The 17,218-nt window shown below is 45.9% G+C and carries 14 protein-coding genes; 6 read left to right on the top strand and 8 right to left on the bottom strand.

Annotation, left to right across the window (positions count from 1 at the left end):
* Positions 1 to 20: 20 nt before the first annotated feature.
* Complete coding sequence (locus tag L0U88_RS13290; RefSeq protein ID WP_234866555.1) at positions 21 to 887, top strand: cupin-like domain-containing protein; 867 nt, start codon at positions 21 to 23, stop codon at positions 885 to 887.
* Between the two features lie 299 nt (positions 888 to 1,186).
* On the opposite strand, the gene L0U88_RS13285 is transcribed toward L0U88_RS13290, so the two are convergent.
* Genes L0U88_RS13285 through L0U88_RS13275 form a run of 3 tightly spaced genes read right to left on the bottom strand, consistent with a single transcriptional unit; the run spans position 1,187 to position 4,237 of the window.
* Positions 1,187 to 2,230, bottom strand: a complete 1,044-nt coding sequence (locus L0U88_RS13285; protein ID WP_234866554.1) for a 2-oxoacid:ferredoxin oxidoreductase subunit beta — start codon at positions 2,228 to 2,230, stop codon at positions 1,187 to 1,189.
* Between the two features lie 47 nt (positions 2,231 to 2,277).
* Positions 2,278 to 3,366, bottom strand: a complete 1,089-nt coding sequence (locus tag L0U88_RS13280) for a lipase family protein (protein ID WP_234866553.1) — start codon at positions 3,364 to 3,366, stop codon at positions 2,278 to 2,280.
* Between the two features lies 1 nt (position 3,367).
* Positions 3,368 to 4,237 carry an META domain-containing protein gene (locus tag L0U88_RS13275; protein WP_234866552.1) on the bottom strand — a complete coding sequence of 290 codons (870 nt, stop codon included), beginning with the start codon at positions 4,235 to 4,237 and terminating at the stop codon, positions 3,368 to 3,370.
* Positions 4,238 to 4,439: 202 nt separating this feature from the next.
* Here L0U88_RS13275 and L0U88_RS13270 point away from each other — a divergent pair, with 202 nt between their 5' ends.
* Entirely contained in the window at positions 4,440 to 5,453 is a 1,014-nt protein-coding gene (locus L0U88_RS13270; protein ID WP_234866551.1) for a LacI family DNA-binding transcriptional regulator, read from the top strand.
* A gap of 71 nt (positions 5,454 to 5,524) precedes the next feature.
* Here the strand turns inward: L0U88_RS13270 and L0U88_RS13265 are convergent, their stop codons facing one another.
* Genes L0U88_RS13265 through L0U88_RS13255 form a run of 3 tightly spaced genes read right to left on the bottom strand, consistent with a single transcriptional unit; the run spans position 5,525 to position 8,551 of the window.
* Complete coding sequence (locus L0U88_RS13265; RefSeq protein WP_234866550.1) at positions 5,525 to 6,775, bottom strand: DUF2264 domain-containing protein; 1,251 nt, start codon at positions 6,773 to 6,775, stop codon at positions 5,525 to 5,527.
* Positions 6,776 to 6,778: 3 nt separating this feature from the next.
* Entirely contained in the window at positions 6,779 to 8,122 is a 1,344-nt protein-coding gene (locus L0U88_RS13260) for an alpha-L-fucosidase (protein ID WP_234866549.1), read from the bottom strand.
* A 60-nt stretch (positions 8,123 to 8,182) separates the two neighbouring features.
* On the bottom strand, positions 8,183 to 8,551 hold the full coding sequence (locus tag L0U88_RS13255; protein ID WP_234866548.1) for a carboxymuconolactone decarboxylase family protein: 369 nt from the start codon (positions 8,549 to 8,551) through the stop codon (positions 8,183 to 8,185).
* 77 nt (positions 8,552 to 8,628) lie between these two features.
* Here L0U88_RS13255 and L0U88_RS13250 point away from each other — a divergent pair, with 77 nt between their 5' ends.
* Complete coding sequence (locus L0U88_RS13250) at positions 8,629 to 11,058, top strand: hypothetical protein (RefSeq protein WP_234866547.1); 2,430 nt, start codon at positions 8,629 to 8,631, stop codon at positions 11,056 to 11,058.
* Positions 11,059 to 11,104: 46 nt separating this feature from the next.
* Here L0U88_RS13250 and rbp read toward each other — a convergent pair whose 3' ends face one another.
* Positions 11,105 to 11,413, bottom strand: coding sequence for an RNA-binding regulator (gene rbp, locus L0U88_RS13245; RefSeq protein ID WP_234866546.1), 309 nt, complete (start codon positions 11,411 to 11,413; stop codon positions 11,105 to 11,107).
* Positions 11,414 to 11,577: 164 nt separating this feature from the next.
* On the bottom strand, positions 11,578 to 12,774 hold the full coding sequence (locus tag L0U88_RS13240) for a TCR/Tet family MFS transporter (protein WP_234866545.1): 1,197 nt from the start codon (positions 12,772 to 12,774) through the stop codon (positions 11,578 to 11,580).
* A 92-nt stretch (positions 12,775 to 12,866) separates the two neighbouring features.
* On the opposite strand from L0U88_RS13240, the gene L0U88_RS13235 reads away from it, so the two are divergent.
* From L0U88_RS13235 to zwf, 3 genes are all read left to right on the top strand, one after another.
* Positions 12,867 to 14,144 carry a sugar MFS transporter gene (locus tag L0U88_RS13235; protein WP_234866544.1) on the top strand — a complete coding sequence of 426 codons (1,278 nt, stop codon included), beginning with the start codon at positions 12,867 to 12,869 and terminating at the stop codon, positions 14,142 to 14,144.
* A gap of 79 nt (positions 14,145 to 14,223) precedes the next feature.
* Positions 14,224 to 15,663: an NADP-dependent phosphogluconate dehydrogenase gene (gene gnd / locus L0U88_RS13230; protein WP_234866543.1), complete on the top strand. Its 1,440-nt coding sequence runs from the start codon at positions 14,224 to 14,226 to the stop codon at positions 15,661 to 15,663.
* Positions 15,664 to 15,692: 29 nt separating this feature from the next.
* The gene (gene zwf, locus L0U88_RS13225; protein WP_234866542.1) at positions 15,693 to 17,213 is read left to right on the top strand and encodes a glucose-6-phosphate dehydrogenase; all 1,521 of its coding nucleotides are present in this window, start codon (positions 15,693 to 15,695) and stop codon (positions 17,211 to 17,213) included.
* The last annotated feature ends 5 nt before the right edge of the window (positions 17,214 to 17,218 follow it).

The following is a 17,218-nucleotide window of genomic DNA, read 5'->3' as shown; positions in this document are numbered from 1 at the left end:
TAAGAAGAAACACCAGACCTATGCTATTGAAATCAGTTGATGTTTGGGATTCAATCAGTCCGGATGAGTTCAAAAGCCTTTATTACAACAAAGGAATACCCGTTGTTATCAAAAAGCTCTCTCAACAGTGGCCTGCTTTCCAGAAATGGAACTGGGATTATTTTAAAGATGCAGTAGGTTCCGTAAAAGTGGGAGTGTATAATAACATCAAAAGTGATGCCCGAACTCCCATCAATACAGCTGACGATTATATGCTTTTTGGCGATTATATCGACCAGATAAAACAAGGCCCTGTTGAACTTCGTATCTTTTTGTTCAACCTCTTTACCCATGCACCTCAGTTAGTGAAGGATTTTTCATGGCCGGATGCCTATCTGAAAGGCTTTGTGAAGCGATTTCCAATGCTTTTTATAGGTGGCCAGGGTTCCGTTACCCATATGCATTTTGATATTGATATGTCGCATATTCTGCACACCCAATTTATTGGTCGCAAGCGTGTTTTACTGTTTCCCTACAACCAGCATCGTTATATCTACCGTAAACCCTGGGAAGTTTTGAGTTTTGCGAACTTTGAAAAGTATTATGACCCTGCCCAATCCAAACTGAACCTGGAGGAGTTTCCTCTCCTGAAAAAGGCAGCCGGCTTTGATCTGGTACTTGAACATGGCGATACACTCTTCATGCCCGCAGGATACTGGCACCACATGGAATACCTGGAGAGTGGCTTCGCGATGAGTCTCCGCGCTTTGCAACAGTCATTGGAAGGCAAGCTGCATGGTGCCTGGAATCTTTTCGGTATGAGAAATATTGATACGCTGATGAAAAAAACAATGCCGAACTGGTGGTACGCGTACAAAAGAAAGAAAATAGTAGATTTTTCCGATTAATTTTTGTGTTGTATTGCTTCAGGCTTTAATTTTAACCAGTTTTTTAGACATTTTAACCTATAGTCCAATTCCTGCGATTCCAATTCCTGCCCTTTCCTGTTAGTATTGCGAAGCTTGCCTTATCCTGACAAAGCCATCTGATCGATTACCCCCTTTATTTATTGTGTGCAATCCGTTTGCATACCAACTGAGATTATTGAAAACCCATATATAACCTCTTTCTTTTTGTGGTTTCAGAGGTAAGCACAGGCCGGCGATTTCCATCGCTGGCTTATTTTTTGTACTATATAACAGGCTGATTATTGAATGGTCCAGACTTCAGAACCGCGTAACAGGCGGTCAAGATCACCGTCACCCTTAAGCGAAATTGCTTCTTCAATCTGCATCGCCATAATATCTTCATAACAGGCACGATCCGCTTCATAGAAAACACCGAATGGCCTTGGCATATGTCCTTCTATCCGGGGATCATCAAAGAGTCGAACCAATATCTGGGCTTTGTAAAAATCTCTTTCATCATGAATCCAGCAGTCGTCGGCACTGAATCCTGCATTGAGGTCTACCAATACAGGCTTCAATCCATCCAAGCGGATCCCTTTGTCTTTATTTGCTCCATACAAAAGTGGCTTGCCCTGTTCAAGGAAAAGGGCCTGTTCCTGTTTGGTTGATTTCTCTGTAAATATCTCAAAGGCACCGTCGTTGAAAATATTACAGTTCTGATAGATTTCCAGGAAAGAGGAACCCTTGTGCGCATGACTGCGGATCAGCATTTCCTGTAAGTGCTTGGGATCACGATCCATACTTCGGGCAACAAAACTGGCATCCGCACCCATTGCCAGGGCAAGTGGGTTAAAGGGATGATCAATTGACCCAAATGGTGTACTCTTGGTAACCTTATGCTCCTCAGAAGTAGGTGAATACTGGCCCTTGGTCAGGCCGTAAATCTGGTTGTTAAAGAGCAGGATATTTACATCAAAATTGCGACGCAGCAGATGGATGGTGTGATTGCCTCCAATACTCAATCCATCGCCATCTCCGGTTACAATCCAGACACTCAGTTCCGGACGGGTGGCTTTCAATCCGCTCGCAATGGCGGTAGCTCTCCCATGAATGGAATGCATTCCATAGGTATTCATGTAATACGGGAAGCGGCTGCTGCAACCAATGCCGGAAATAATGACAATATTTTCTCTTGGAACACCAATTCCAGGCATCACTTTTTGCACCTGTGCCAGGATGGAATAATCACCGCATCCAGGGCACCAGCGCACTTCCTGATCCGTTGCAAAATCCTTGGGTGTTAATCCCGGTATTGGTGCCGGGGCCGCTTCAATTGTACTCATATCCTCAAATAATCCGCAAAGTTAAGTTTTTTACCCGTCGGGTGGTATTATGGTAGTTTTCGCAACAGGAAGAGGTAGGGGCTGTGCAGGTGGTGCACAAACATATCTGTTTCACTATCCTGCCAGCGCATCCGGTACTCCTCATCCGGATGCAACACTATTGTGGACCCGGTACGCACATAATGATTGGAATTATAATACCCGGGAGCCTGGAAGCCATTTAATTTTTTACCCACGATTTTGGAAGTATGTTTTCCCAGGTATTTCTGATAATTCCGCTGCGCCCGGATACTTGGTTTACTCAGACGATTGTACACGTACTTCAAGACCAGTTTATCCGGAAATTTCTGCTTCTTGATCAGGGCTTTCGCATTGGTAAATGGATTGGTATTGTTGAAATCCTGGATCGTTTGTATGGAAAGTGGAACCTCCGGCACCCAGTCGGCCGCATTCACCACATTAAATCCCCATCCCCCGTAGGTCATAGCCTCATAATCATACGCGAAATATAGATTACCAGGCTTTGGTCCGGCACTGCAGTAAGTCTTGAAACGAATATCCGCCGGTAATTTCCCTGATCGTTGCAAACTGTATAAATGAGCCGTCAGCAGATAGGCAATCCCTCCCCCCTGGCTATGCCCCATGATCAGGATATTTTTGGTACCCGACCGGTAGGTTGAATCAATTTTTGGTAAGATGTCACGAACCAGGTAGCCGGTTGCCAGCAACCAGCCCACATGAACCGCCGCCTGTGGATGCGTGGCCAGCTGATAATCAAAATTATATCCTTCCTCTAACTGGAGAGTCCCCCTGGCCGGAACCATGGCAGCATAAATATTGGCAAGCCAGCTATCCATATTGGTGGTGGTACCTCTTACACTGATCACCGCCTGCCCATTTTTGTCTGTCCATAAGTCCCACAGATTTTCAAGTCCCATCACAGGCGATTCATACACCATCTGAAAACGCTGAGGTTCCGGAAACGTATCGGCATACGCTTTTTCCTTTGCAGTTCGAACCGAAACTTTTATCAACTCTTCATATTCTGCTTTATCAAAACCGGGTTGAAGCGATTGGGCAGGTAGTTCAATAAAAAACAGCAGCAATCCTGCTAGCCATACACTATGTTTTGCCATATTATTTGTTTGTAACAGACTGGAATAATGCCAGATTAGAGCCATCCTTTTGCAGGTATAACACATTGTTTACAATCTTCCATTGATTTACCTCTGCAAGTGATTTCAGAAAAATTGCTTCCTGCTCCATATCCGGACAAGCCATTTTAGTACTGGCAATTGCCCCAAATTTTAAGCCCCTGTTTTCCAACAATTCAACATTGCCGGAAATCCGGTTACAGCCACCTTTTCCTGAAACCCTTCCAACCTGACCAGGTGTAAAGAGGAGAAAAAACTGACCCCGCCTGGCTTCTTCTATGGTTGTACCATTCAGTTCTTTTAACTCCCACCGATACATGTACAACACTTCACTACCCTGCTCTAACTGAATTGGGGCAGTTGAAGCAACCGGACTGGAAGCCGCAAGGGGTGTTTCACAGTTCACCTCTTTTAACCTGATTCCCTGGCCAAAGGAAAGTTCAGCCCTGTTGACAAAGCGAATTTTCCCATCCACTTCCTCACTGGCACCATATCCTTCCACCAGTATACTATCCTGTTTTATAAACACAACCTGGCGGGATGATAAGCTTCCCTCCGACTGATACATATAGTCAAGCACCAATGTATCGCCGAACCATTCTCCGTGTACAGAACCTTCGTTTCTGTCTTTACCGCGTATGGCATAAAGCAATTCACCAGACACATCGGTACCAACCAGGTCAATACTCAGCCGGATGGAATCAGTTCCAGCCGCATTTTCATAACAGTAATGATTAGTGGAAGACTGAATACTGTCAACCAATGCTACGCTACTGCTCACTGATTTGTCTGAAGCATTGTTACAACCGGCCAGTACGATAAATACAAATAAAACCCGGAGAAGCTTTCCCATATGTTATTAGATTAAACTAAGATTAAAAATTACTGTTGGAAATACGAAGAGTAAGAAGAAGCAGTCAGGTGGATATACTTTCATTTTGTAAAAAGTTTACTGCTGCTATCAGAGGCGAATTCCAGGAACAATATTACAATTTAAACCGCCTTCGGTTTAGTTTATTTATGGTTATTTTTAGGATTCGAACCCACTGCCAAACATGAGTAAGGTACCAACGATCAAAGAAATTGCAAAACAGCTGAAAATCTCTGTTTCAACCGTCTCCCGCGCCTTACATGATCACCCCAGTATCGGCTTGAGAACAAAAACCAGGGTGCAGGAACTTGCCAGGGAATTGGGCTATGAACCCAATCAGACCGCTATTTTCTTCAAACAGCGAAAAACCTTTACAATCGGCGTAATACTTCCTTACCTGATTGAAGATTTTTTTGCAGGTGCCATCAGTGGAATTGAAGAGCTTGCCATGCAGCATAAATACAATGTGCTGATCGGACAGTCCCAGGATAATGTTGAGCGCGAAATTGAAATTCTGACAGCCATGAAAAACCAGCGGGTGGATGGCATCATTGTTTCACTTTCCAAGCATACCAAAAATCTGGATCATTTTGCAGTACTGGAGAAATATGGAATTCCTGTCGTTTTCTTTGACCGTGTACCCGCCTCCAATGCCTATAACAAAGTGGCCTTTAACATGCCGCAGGGAACTCACCAGGCAATTACATTCCTGATGGAAAAAGGGCATCGCAGAATCGGTATCATCAATGGCCCCAAAGAAATGAAGTCTTCCAAAGAACGTACGGATACTTATATGGAAGTGATGCAAAAAAAAAGGCTCAAAATTGATCTCAGTTTGGTAGCCTATTGCGATCTCACACGGGAAGGGACAGCCGAAGCTATGGAAAGTCTGCTCAGCCTGAAACAGCCACCCACAGCAGTCCTGGCGATTAACGATTATGTTGCCCTTGACGCCATTCAATATTGTAAGTCCAAAAAAATTAAAAATAACAAGGATATATTTTTCGTCAGCTATGCTAACCTCCCCATTTCCGGCTATCTTGAAAGTCCACCTATGGCCTCCATTGAACAATACCCTGGCAAACAGGGAAGAAAGGCTGCGGAAATCCTGATGCAACTAATGGATGCGCCGGAAGATCAACAACCTGCCCCTCAAAATATTCTCATTGATGGCGAGCTGGTAGAGCATAAGAGGTGAGTATGGAAGAGGGGGGAATGGAGGAAAGGAGACGGGAGAAAGGAGGCGGGGGGCGGGAGACCGAGTAATAGTTAATAATCAACCGCGTAATCTTTGTTGAAGGGTTGACCTGACCATGCTTTCCGGGATGTCCAGTCTTCCGCAGGTGCTGTCCAGAATGCATGATCAGCCGGTAAGCCGAGGTGAAGAAATCCTAAAGAAGTCAGGTACATACTTCCTGAATTGGAATAAGAATCAGCGATAGTAGGTTGATGGCCTGCAAACCCTAATCTGAGATAACCCTTATCCGTAAAATTTCCCTCAACTCCAAACATACGATTTGCAACAGCCGACAAGGCGGCTCTTACCTGCCCATTCGAAACCCCATCCGGCAATAGATCCATTAGTGCGAGCTGTGATAGCGGTTGGAATGCCCCCAACCGATACGTGATCGACCTTCCAAATGCAGGAAACGTTCCCTCAGGAGAAATCAACCGTTCTAAGAATGTAGAATACCGCTGCATTCTTTTTAGTTCAAGCCTGTACTTTTCTTCCTGTTGTTTTCCCTGTACCTGAAACACTTTCAGTATGTCAAGTAACATTGGATGAATTACATACCCGTTGTAATAATCAAAATGAAAAACAGGTCCGTCCTTAAACCAGCCATCCCCTGCATACCACTCTTCGTGTTTTCTCAGCGCAATATCAACCCGAAAAGGATCATATGCTTCCCCTACTGAGAATAAAAACGCCTCCACCATAGCTGCAAATAGCAACCAGTTATTGTAAGGCGGTTTAACTCTGCGAAGAGATTTAAAATGTTCAATGTACCGTTTCCTGGTATTGCCGTCAAGCATATCCCAGGTTTGTTTTGGTGCACGCAGGAAACTATGGGCAATAAATGCAGCATCCACCAACGGCTGACCTTCCCTGTGCCAGGTTAAATAATCCGGAGAGTTTGGATTTACAGCGTGGGTATGCGCTTTCAACAGAAGCTCCGTTATTTTAGTACGCAACTTACCCTCCGGTGTCTCATCCTGAGGTAGGGCCAGCCAGGGTGAGAGCCCAGCAATCAATCGTCCAAATGCCTCCATATATGCCACAGTTTTATCACGAGCACCCCAGGCAGGACTGTATTCGATCTGCATACTTGCCTTTAACTGTCCCCTGCTCATTGGATCAAGTATGGGAAGAGCTATTTTACTTAGCAACTCATACCAGAAAACCCTGCTATCTGACAGGACAGGCACACCAGCCCCCTTGCCGGGCATCATCTTTTCTGGAAAAATCCATCCCAGGCCCAGAAAAGATGCTGTTTGCAGAAATTTTCTTCTTGCTGTCATTGCTTAACGCAGTTCTATATCTATGACTTCATCTGCGCTGTCAAATGAAATACCTTCGGTTTGTATTATCAACCCTTCGGCCTGCTGTTTGAACTTTACCGGCTGACGATTGATAAATACCTGCACCTGCTTTACTTTCTCCTTAAACCCAGGTAACAGTATCATGTTTCCATAGGGCTGTTTGAATACGTGCAGGTAAATTTTCTTCCCTTTTTGAGTGCTCACTCCCCAGGACTGTGGCGCTATCGGCCCCCCACGTGTTCCATAAATAGTTTCACCATATTTCTCCAGCCATTTTCCGGCTGCAGCCAGGGTATCTGTAAACTCTGGCTGTATCAGACCACTGGGCATTGGTCCTACATTCAATAAAAGATTGGCATTTCTTCCTGCAGCCCCCACCAGTAACTGAATCACCTGTTTTACTGTTTTATACCTGCGATCCTTAATATCATAACCCCAGGCACCATTGATGGTTTCACAGGTTTCCAACGGCACTTCCTGTGAAGCTTCCTGGAAACTCAACCCTGATTTATTCTCGCCGGGCAAATCCCTTTCAAACATCTGGAAATCTTCTCCGGGTAAGGGAGTCAGGTGGTGATTGTTCCCAATCATACATTGCGGTTGAAGGGAATGAATCAATCCATAAATCTCCTCATAACGCCAATCTATACGCGAACTTCTGTCATGTGCTCCTTCCGGGTTGGTCTGATCCCAATGCCCATCAAACCAGATCGACATGATTTCACCATAATTCGTCAGCAATTCGGTGAGCTGGTTCTTCATGAACTGCAGGTAAGAGGCGTAATTCCCTTTGCCGGTGCGGCCTGTTCCTTGTCCGGTACGGCCGGTTTCATGCGGATAATCTTCGCGGTACCAATCCAGCGTGGAATAATACAAACCCAGCTTAATACCTTCCTTTTTACAGGCAGCCGCCAGTTCCTTCAACACATCCCGCTTAAACGGCGTATTGGTGATTTTCCAATCAGATTGTTTGGTATCCCAATTGGAAAATCCATCGTGATGGCGCGTTATGAAAACTATGTATTTCATTCCGGCATTCTTGGCTGTCTGCACCCACTTATCCGCATCAAACTGCGCAGGATAAAATGCCGGCAACAATCGTTTGTAGTCCTCCACCTTGATATTCCGGTTATTCATCACCCACTCTCCATCCCCCAGCATGCTCGACAAACCCCAATGGATAAATAATCCGTATTTGTTATCCTGAAATGTTTTTCTGGCTTCCAGGTTGGCTGGAGCAGGTGTATAAATCTGGGCTTGCAATGAAATACACAGAGCGAGCCCGCCAATACAGGCCGAGAATTTTGAAAGGACTGAAACTAGCATCAGAATATCGTTTATTGCCCTGAAATTAAGGGTAATTTCAACGGTATCCGGGTTGCGATCTTATTGGTTTTTACCTGATCCTTCTGAAGCTTTCACCAACTCCTCCCAATATTCAGCCGCTCTCCGTGTATGCGGAATTACAATCGTACCTCCAACAATATTGGCTACCGCAAATACTTCATATACCTGCTCCGTTGTTACCCCCAGCTCGAAACTTTTTCCCAGGTGATATTTTATGCAGTCGTCACAGCGCAAGACCATACTGGCCACCAATCCCAGCATTTCCTTGGTTTTCTTATCAAGCGCGCCCTCATCGTAAGTATTGGTATCAAGATTCCACAATCTTTTCATTACCAGGTTATTCTTACTGAGGATGACCTCATTCATTCTCGCCCGGTAATCATTAAATTCCTGAATTAACGTACTCATACATTTTCTTTAATTTGGCAAATGTAGGAAGGCAAAAAAAAATTAAGGATATTGAGCCTTCTTGAAGTTTACCGATTATGAAGCTACTGAACTACAGATTTCTGGCCGTACTGGCAATGGTAATTTCCTGCTCCCTGGGAGCCAAAGCCCAATTGATTGACTCCGTACTGATTAAACTGGATAATGAATACCCCCAGGAAAAAATCTATGTACAATACGATAAAGCAGCCTATACCCCAGGGGAAACCATCTGGTTGAAAGCTTATATAATGGTGGGCTCTACCATCACCACTATCAGTAATAACCTGTACACGGAACTGATCGACGCGGGAGGAAAAATTCTCGACCGGCGGATCAGCCCCATTGCTGTCGGTGGTGCCGCCGCCGCTTTCGATCTGCCCGAAAACCTGAAGGATTCCATTGTGTACATTCGGGCCTATACCCGCTGGATGCTCAATTTCGATTCCTCCTTCCTTTATACTAAAGCAATTCCGGTTTTACAACCAGCAGCCAATACCGGCGCTGCGGCTAAACCAGCAGCCACCAATACGCCTCAGTTTTTCCTTGATTTCTTTCCCGAAGGCGGCGACCTGGTGCAGGGTGTTCCCTCCCGGGTGGCTTTTAAAGCAACTGACAAAAGAGGACTACCAATTTCCGTTAGCGGGGATATTCAGAACTCAAAGGGAGCTAAAGTAGCTAGTTTCTCATCCACCCACAATGGTATGGGATTCTTTGAACTGACACCCCTGGCAGGTGAATCCTATAAAGCCAGCTGGAAAGATCCGGCCGGTAAAATCCAGCAAAAAAACCTGCCTGCAATTAAATCCCAGGGAGTTGTGCTGAAACTTGAAAACAACCTGGCCGGCATTCAATACAGCGTAAAAAGAAAAGAGGGAGAAAATCCGGCTGTTGAAGCAGTACAGGTGGTGGCACAAACCCAGCAGCAAATGATTTATCGCGCTAAAGTGAACCTGACTAAATCCGCAGAGGTGAAAGCGGTTATTCCTATTGAAAATGTACCTGCCGGCATCGTACAGGTAACGCTGTTCACAGAAGATAATAAACCACTGGCAGAACGGATTGTGTTTGTAAACCGCCAGGATTATTATTTTATTACCGATCTGAATGTACCCCTGAAAGGAATGACCAAGCGGGATCGAAACGTAATCCAGATTGATGTTCCTGACGAAATTCAATGTAATCTCTCCCTGTCCGTTACCGATGCAGATATCAATCCGGTTCAAAAGGGCGAAGAAGATATTTACTCCGGTTTATTGCTCAGCCCTGATCTGAAAGGGTATATCCATCAACCAGGTTATTATTTTTCCAGCGAAGCAGATTCAGTAGCCAGGCACCTGGACCTCGTTATGATGACCAATGGATGGCGCCGGTTCAAATGGGAAGATGTACTGGCCGGTAAATTTCCTGAAATCAAACACAAGCCGGAAGATTATATCACTGCCAATGGTAAAGTAAGCGGCCTTACCAAAAGTGAACTTACGAACCAGGAACTAACAGGGATCCTTACACTAAAAGGTGGCGGACAGCAATTTCTTTCCATTCCGGTTGCCAGCGATGGAAATTTCAAACTGGGAGGTATGGTCTTTTATGATACTGCCAAACTTTATTACCAGTTCAATAATGATAAAAACAAACTGCTGACTACCAAAGCACTGATAGATGTGAAGCCCGCCTTTTTACCGGGCGCAATTCCTTTCTCCACTGCCGGTCGACCTGTTCCTGTATTTACCAGGCTGGATCCGAAAGCGGTTGAAAAATCATTGCTGATGGGAGAAAAAAATCTCGCTGCTGCAGAAGCCGCACGTAAAGTTCAAACCCTGGAAGGAGTAACTGTAACAGCAAAAGTTAAGTCCAAACAGGAAAAAATGGAGGAAGAATATACTTCCGGATTATTCCGCGGACAAAATGATTATACGTTTATTGTTGAAGATGATCCGGCTGGAAGAGGAGCTATGACCGTATTGCAATACCTCCAGGGTAGAGTGGCGGGACTACAGATTTCAGGCATGGGCACAAATATGTCGATGAGCTGGAGAGGTGGAGTTCCTTCTCTCTTTTTGAATGAGATGATCAGTGACTTATCTATGGTACAGAATATTCCAATGACCGATATTGCCATGGTAAAGGTATTCCGGCCGCCCTTCCTGGGCGCTCCCGGCGGTGGTAGCGGAGGTGCTATCGCTGTATATACCAAAAAAGGTGCAGCTGCCAATGATAATATCAAAGGATTAAACTTTGCCACCATTCCGGGATATGTGCCTCAAAAAGAATTTTATTCTCCTGATTACATGCGGTATGATCAACGGCACGATCAGGCGGACAACCGCACTACACTTTTCTGGAATCCCTTTATTATAACTGATAAAGACAACCGAAGAATTCTGTTTACCGTTTACAACAACGATAGCACAAAACGCTGGAGAATAATTGTGGAAGGAGTTAACGTGGAAGGAAAACTGACACGTATGGAACGCATCGTTGAATAAAAGAGAAAGAATAACCGGTCAGGTTAACCTGACCGGTTAAATCAGATTACCAGCGGCTTCCGCTGTTGCTGAAAGAGCGACGGTTACCACCACCACCGTTGTTGCTGCGCTCTTCACGAGGCTTGGCAACAGTTACGCGGATAGCACGACCTTCTACCATACCACCATCCAGTTCAGCGATTGCTTTCTGGGCAGCTGCATCATCAGACATTTCAACAAAACCGAAACCACGGCTTTTGTTGGTGAATTTGTCCATGATAACACGGGCAGATGTTACTTCGCCATACTCAGCGAAAAATTCTCTAAGGTCCTCGTCTTCAACATTGAAGCTCAGGTTTGAAACGTAAATGTTCATGTAAATAAAAAAATGATAATAAAAAATGAGCGATACGATACGGGCGGGAGAAATCAGATAGCAGAATTTGCGTAGCAGAATAACTCGATCCTAACCGGGATCAATAACTCAATAACGCAGCAAAGCTAGACTATAATACTGGTTCCGCCAAATGTATCCTTATCCTAGGCTTTTCTTGCCAGCAATCCGCTAATCAATACCAATACCGCAGCAGCCAGAAAAGGAGCTCCCGGAAAATACAGCGGTGTGCCGGTTTTCGTAAAATAGGAAAACAGCCCGGTCATCAGAAGTGGCCCCACAATGGAAGTGGCACTCATCAGGCTGGTTAATCCACCCTGCAATTCTCCCTGTTCACTGGGTGGAACTACTGTGGATATATAACCTTGTATGGATGGCATCGTTATACCACCCAGACAATACACAACAGAAAAAACAAACATCATCCAGCTCTCCGTTGCAAAAGCGAATAGCAGAAAACCAAGACTGTACAAAAATAAACCTGTATAAATGCTTCGCTGATACCCTAGCCTTGGCATTACTATCCTGATCAAGCCTCCCTGCACCAGGGCCACCATCAATCCCACCAATCCCAGTGAATACCCGATCATCTGCTCTGACCATCCAAACTTTTCAATGTTATAATAGGTCCATGTCGTTTGCACCGCATGCGCCGCCACATAAATCAATACCAGGGAAATGACAAGCCCGGATACCTCCGGATATTTGCGTAGCTGCTTGAATGATCCCAGGGGATTTGCCCGCTTCCATTCAAATTTACGCCTGTTGGCTATTGACAGCGATTCGGGTAAAACAAAATAACCATATAAGGCATTCAGAAGACTCAACCCCGCAGCCGCAAAAAAAGGAATGCGCGCTCCGTATTCTCCCAGTATCCCTCCCAATACAGGTCCTATGATGAATCCCAACCCAAATGCAGCTCCTATCATTCCAAAGTTCTGTGCCCTGTTTTCAGGCGTACTGATGTCAGCAATATAAGCAGAGGCTGTAGTAATACTGGCACCAAACAATCCTGCTATAATTCTGCCTACAAACAACCATCCGATGGTTGGAGCAAATGCCATTAAAACATAATCAATACCAAACCCCAATAACGAGAATAACAATACTGGCCTCCTGCCATACTGATCACTCAGGTTACCTAACACCGGCGCACAAACGAATTGAGTAATTGCATAGGCAAACCCCAGCCATCCGCCATAACCTGCCGCATCACTTACATTGCCATCTATTAGTTCACTGATTAATTTAGGTATAACCGGTATGATTATAGCTAATCCGGTTACATCAACAATGAGAGTAATGAAAATGAAGCTCAGCGCGGCTTTCCGGTTCTTCAACATATATGCATTAAGGACTGCAAATTACATACGGAATCGATTGCATAAGATTTATTATGTCAAACATTGTATTTTGAAGTCCTGAACGTAGTAGCATGAACCAAACCCAAACACCTAAGAGTCAGACCTATGCACTGGCTATTATCGCCGTTTTGTTTTTCATTTTTGGCTTTATCACCTGGTTGAACAGTACACTAATCCCCTTCTTAAAACTAGCCTGCGAACTTAAATCCGATATGCAGGCGTTCTTTGTTACTACCGCCTTTTATATGGCCTATTTCTTTCTCGCCATCCCCTCCGCCTGGATATTGAAAAGATCCGGCTATAAAAATGGCATGGCACTCGGCCTCGCTGTGATGGCCCTGGGTTCCCTGGTTTTCATACCCGCTGCCAACGACCGGAGTTTCACACTTTTCCTGGTTGGCCTGTTTGTACAGGGAGCCGGACTCGCACTTTTACAAACCGCTTCCAACCCTTATGCCAGCATACTCGGGCCAATTGAAAGCGCTGCCAAACGTATCAGCATTCTTGGCGTCTGTAATAAGATTGCCGGTATCCTAAGTCCGCTTATCCTGGGTGCAATCGTACTCAAAAATGCGCAGGCCATTGAAGAAAAGGTACTGGCAACCTCCGATCCCGTGCTCAAATCCGAACTGCTGACCGAACTGACTGCCAGAATCATTCCACCTTACATTATAATTGCCATTTGCCTATTTATTCTGGCCTTCCTGACCTATCGCTCCGGATTACCTGAAATTGAAGAACCAAAGGAGGAAGCTTCCGGTACCAATCCCGCCCGCGCGTCTGTGTTTTCCTATCCACACCTTCTCCTGGGCGTACTTTGCCTTTTTCTCTATGTTGGAGTGGAAGTGCTGGCCGGTGATGCCATCGGAACCTATGGCAAAGCAATGGGGATGAGCCTGGATGAAACCAAGTATTTTACCTCCTATACCCTCTTCGCTATGCTGCTGGGATATATCATCGGCATTTTCACAATTCCAAAATACCTTTCCCAACAGGGCGCCCTTCGCTATTCCGCCATTCTTGGGTTGTTGATCTCCGTAGGGATCTATTTTGCTTCAGGATACACCGCTATTTTCCTGATTGCAGCACTTGGACTCGCGAATGCCCTTATGTGGCCCGCCATCTTTCCGCTGGCAATCGATGGTATTGGGAAATACACACAGATCGGTTCCGCCTTTCTGATTATGGGTATTGCCGGTGGAGCAGTGGTGCCGCCTTTATACGGATGGCTTAAGGATACACAGGGACTTTCCAACCAGTTGTCCTTCTTCCTCTGCTCAGCTCCGGCTTATCTCTATATCCTCTATTACGCAGCCAAAGGATTCAAAGCCGGAAAAACGTTTGCATAGGTTTCAGAAGCCTTGGGCAGAATGCTGACCAATGGTTCGGCATTGCTGCTTACCTTTGCGGCCTATCCAACCAACTGCAATGGACAACCAAACCTTTGATTTCGGTATGGTAGGGCTCGGCGTAATGGGCCGCAACCTCCTCCTGAATGTTGCCGATCACGGCTTTAAAGCCATCGGTTTTGATAAAGATCCAAAGAAAACCCGGGACTTTGAAGCTGCTGCAACTCCCGGTACCATCGTTAAAGGGGTGAATACCCTCGAAGAAATGGTGGCGCAACTTTCCCTGCCGCGTCGTATCATGATCCTCGTTCCTGCCGGCAAACCCGTGGACGATGTAATAGAAAGCCTCTTACCGCTTATCAGCAAGGGCGATATCATTATTGACGGTGGCAACACCTACTATAGGGATACACTTCGCCGGTACGAATACCTGCAACCCAAAGGAATCCATTTTATCGGTATCGGCGTTTCCGGTGGCGAAGAAGGTGCCCGCACAGGTCCTTCCATGATGCCTGGTGGAGATGAAACCGCCTGGCAACAACTTAAGCCTGTCCTTTCTTCCATCGCAGCCAAAGTAAATAATGAGCCTTGCGTGGATTATATGGGCAAGGGAGCTGCCGGCCATTTCGTGAAAATGGTACATAACGGTATCGAGTATGCGATCATGCAGCTCATCTGCGAAACCTACGACCTGTTGCGTCGGGGTGGAAATTTCAGCAATGAAGAACTGCACCAGCTCTTCACTACCTGGAATGAAGGCGAATTGAAATCCTACCTCATTGAAATTACCGCTGCCATCTTCAAACAGATGGATCCTGAAACAGGGACACACCTGGTAGATCAGATTCTTGATAAAGCAGGCTCCAAGGGAACTGGTAAATGGACTTCCCAGATCGCGATGGACCTGGGAGTTGCTATTCCCACTATTGATATGGCCGTTACCATGCGGGCCATCTCAGCCCTAAAAACCGATCGCTTAACCGCTGAAAAACTGCACACTGAGTTAATCAGCCGGCATTCCCATGCTTCCGCATCTGAATCGCTGTCACTCGATAAAGCCGCATTGGCAGAGGATTGCCGCAAAGCACTCTTTGCAGCAGTAATTCTTTCCTATGTGCAGGGCATGGCCATGCTGCATACCGCCTCCAAAGAATTGTCCATGGATATTCCGTTGCATAACGCCGTTAAAGTATGGCGCGGTGGTTGTATCATCCGGTCTACCCTGCTGGAAAATTTTTACGAAGCCTACCTGCGCAACCCTTCCATAAGTAATCTGCTGCTCGATGGTAAAATCGCAAACGTAGTAGCCATTCAAATCAGCTCTCTGCGGAAAACGGTGAGCCTGGCAGCATTGAATGGCTTTACTGCAGGCGGACTCATGACAGCCCTTAGCTATTATGATGCGTTCACTACCGGAAGATTGCCGCTGAACCTCTTACAGGCCCAGCGCGATTATTTCGGTGCACACACTTATGAAAGAGTGGATCGCGAAGGGAAATTTCATACCCAATGGACCTGAGAACTGCAAATTCAACAAACTCAAAAATCATGTCTGCTACTCATAAAAGACCTGCCTCTTCTCTGATTTTTATTTTCGGTGGAAGTGGTGATCTCAATCACCGTAAACTTTCTCCTGCCCTCTATAATCTCTTTATCGACGAATGGATGCCCGAAAAATTTGACATCGTGGGTATCGGCCGCCGCCCTTATGATAATGAATCTTATCGCAAACACCTGTTTAACGGGATTCAGCAATTCAGTCGCCGTAAAGATGACCAGGGTGGCAAATGGCAGGTCTTCGCTGATCATGTTGCCTATCTCCAGATGGATGCTGAAAAGGAGGAGGAATATGAAAAAATTGCCGAGATCGTAAAAATCAAGGAAGCGGAATACGGAGAGCACCCCAATGTGATCTTTTACCTGGCTGTAGCACCCCAACTCGTGCCGGGTATCGTTAGCAAACTGGGACCGCTCAATATCTGTGCAGACACCAAATGCACCCGTGTAGTTGTAGAGAAACCTTTTGGTCACGATCTCGCATCTGCCCTGGAGCTGAATAAATTGCTGGCCGGTATGTTTGATGAAAAACAGATTTACCGGATCGATCACTACCTGGGAAAGGAAACCGTTCAGAATATCCTCGCACTCCGTTTTGCCAACGCACTGTTTGAACCCATCTGGAACCGGAATTATATCGATCATATCCAGATTACCGCTTCCGAAACTGTAGGAGTGGAAGGCAGGGGCGATTTTTATGAAAGCTCCGGCGCCCTCCGTGATATGGTGCAAAACCATATCCTGCAATTGCTTTGCATGGTAGCCATGGAAGCACCCGTAAGTTTCGATGCCGACGAGATCCGGAATAAAAAAGTAGATGTATTGCACGCCATCCGGAAAATCTCTAAAGAAGAAGTTCACAAAATAGCGGTACGCGGTCAATACAGCGAAGGCTGGATGAAAGGCCAGGAAGTGACAGGGTATCGCCAGGAAAAAAATGTAGCTGCCGATTCACCAGTGGAAACTTTTACCGCAGTTAAGTTTTACATTGACAACTGGCGCTGGCAGGATGTTCCATTTTATGTACGCACCGGTAAACGTATGGCAGACAAGGAGACCATCGTAACCGTTCAATTCAAAGCTGCTCCGAGTTATGCTTTCCCGCCGGAATCTGCTGAAACCTGGAGGGCGAATCGCCTGACCATCAGTATCGCTCCGGAAATGGATATCCGGCTGCGTTTCCAGGCCAAGCGACCTGGACAGGATCTTACCCTCAGCCCGGTTGACATGATCTTCAGTTACCAGGATGCTTACGAAGAACATGAACCCGAAGCGTATGAAACCCTGCTCCTGGATGTGATGGAAGGAAATGCTACCCTTTTCATGCGGGAGGATCAGGTGGCAGCTGCCTGGAAAGTGATTATGCCTATACTGGAAGCCTGGCAACAACGACCGCCGGTCGATTTCCCGAATTATACACCAGGCTCCTGGGGACCAGAAGACTCAGAAGCCCTGATCGCCCGGGATGGACGGAACTGGGCTTCTCTACCCGAGCCTCACAAAGATCGCTAACCCGA

Origin of the sequence: Flavihumibacter fluminis, assembly GCF_021491375.1 — a bacterium.
Taxonomy (GTDB): Bacteria; Bacteroidota; Bacteroidia; order Chitinophagales; family Chitinophagaceae; genus Flavihumibacter; species Flavihumibacter fluminis.
Note: the sequence above shows the minus strand (reverse complement) of the source record. Positions and strands in the feature narration are given on the sequence as shown.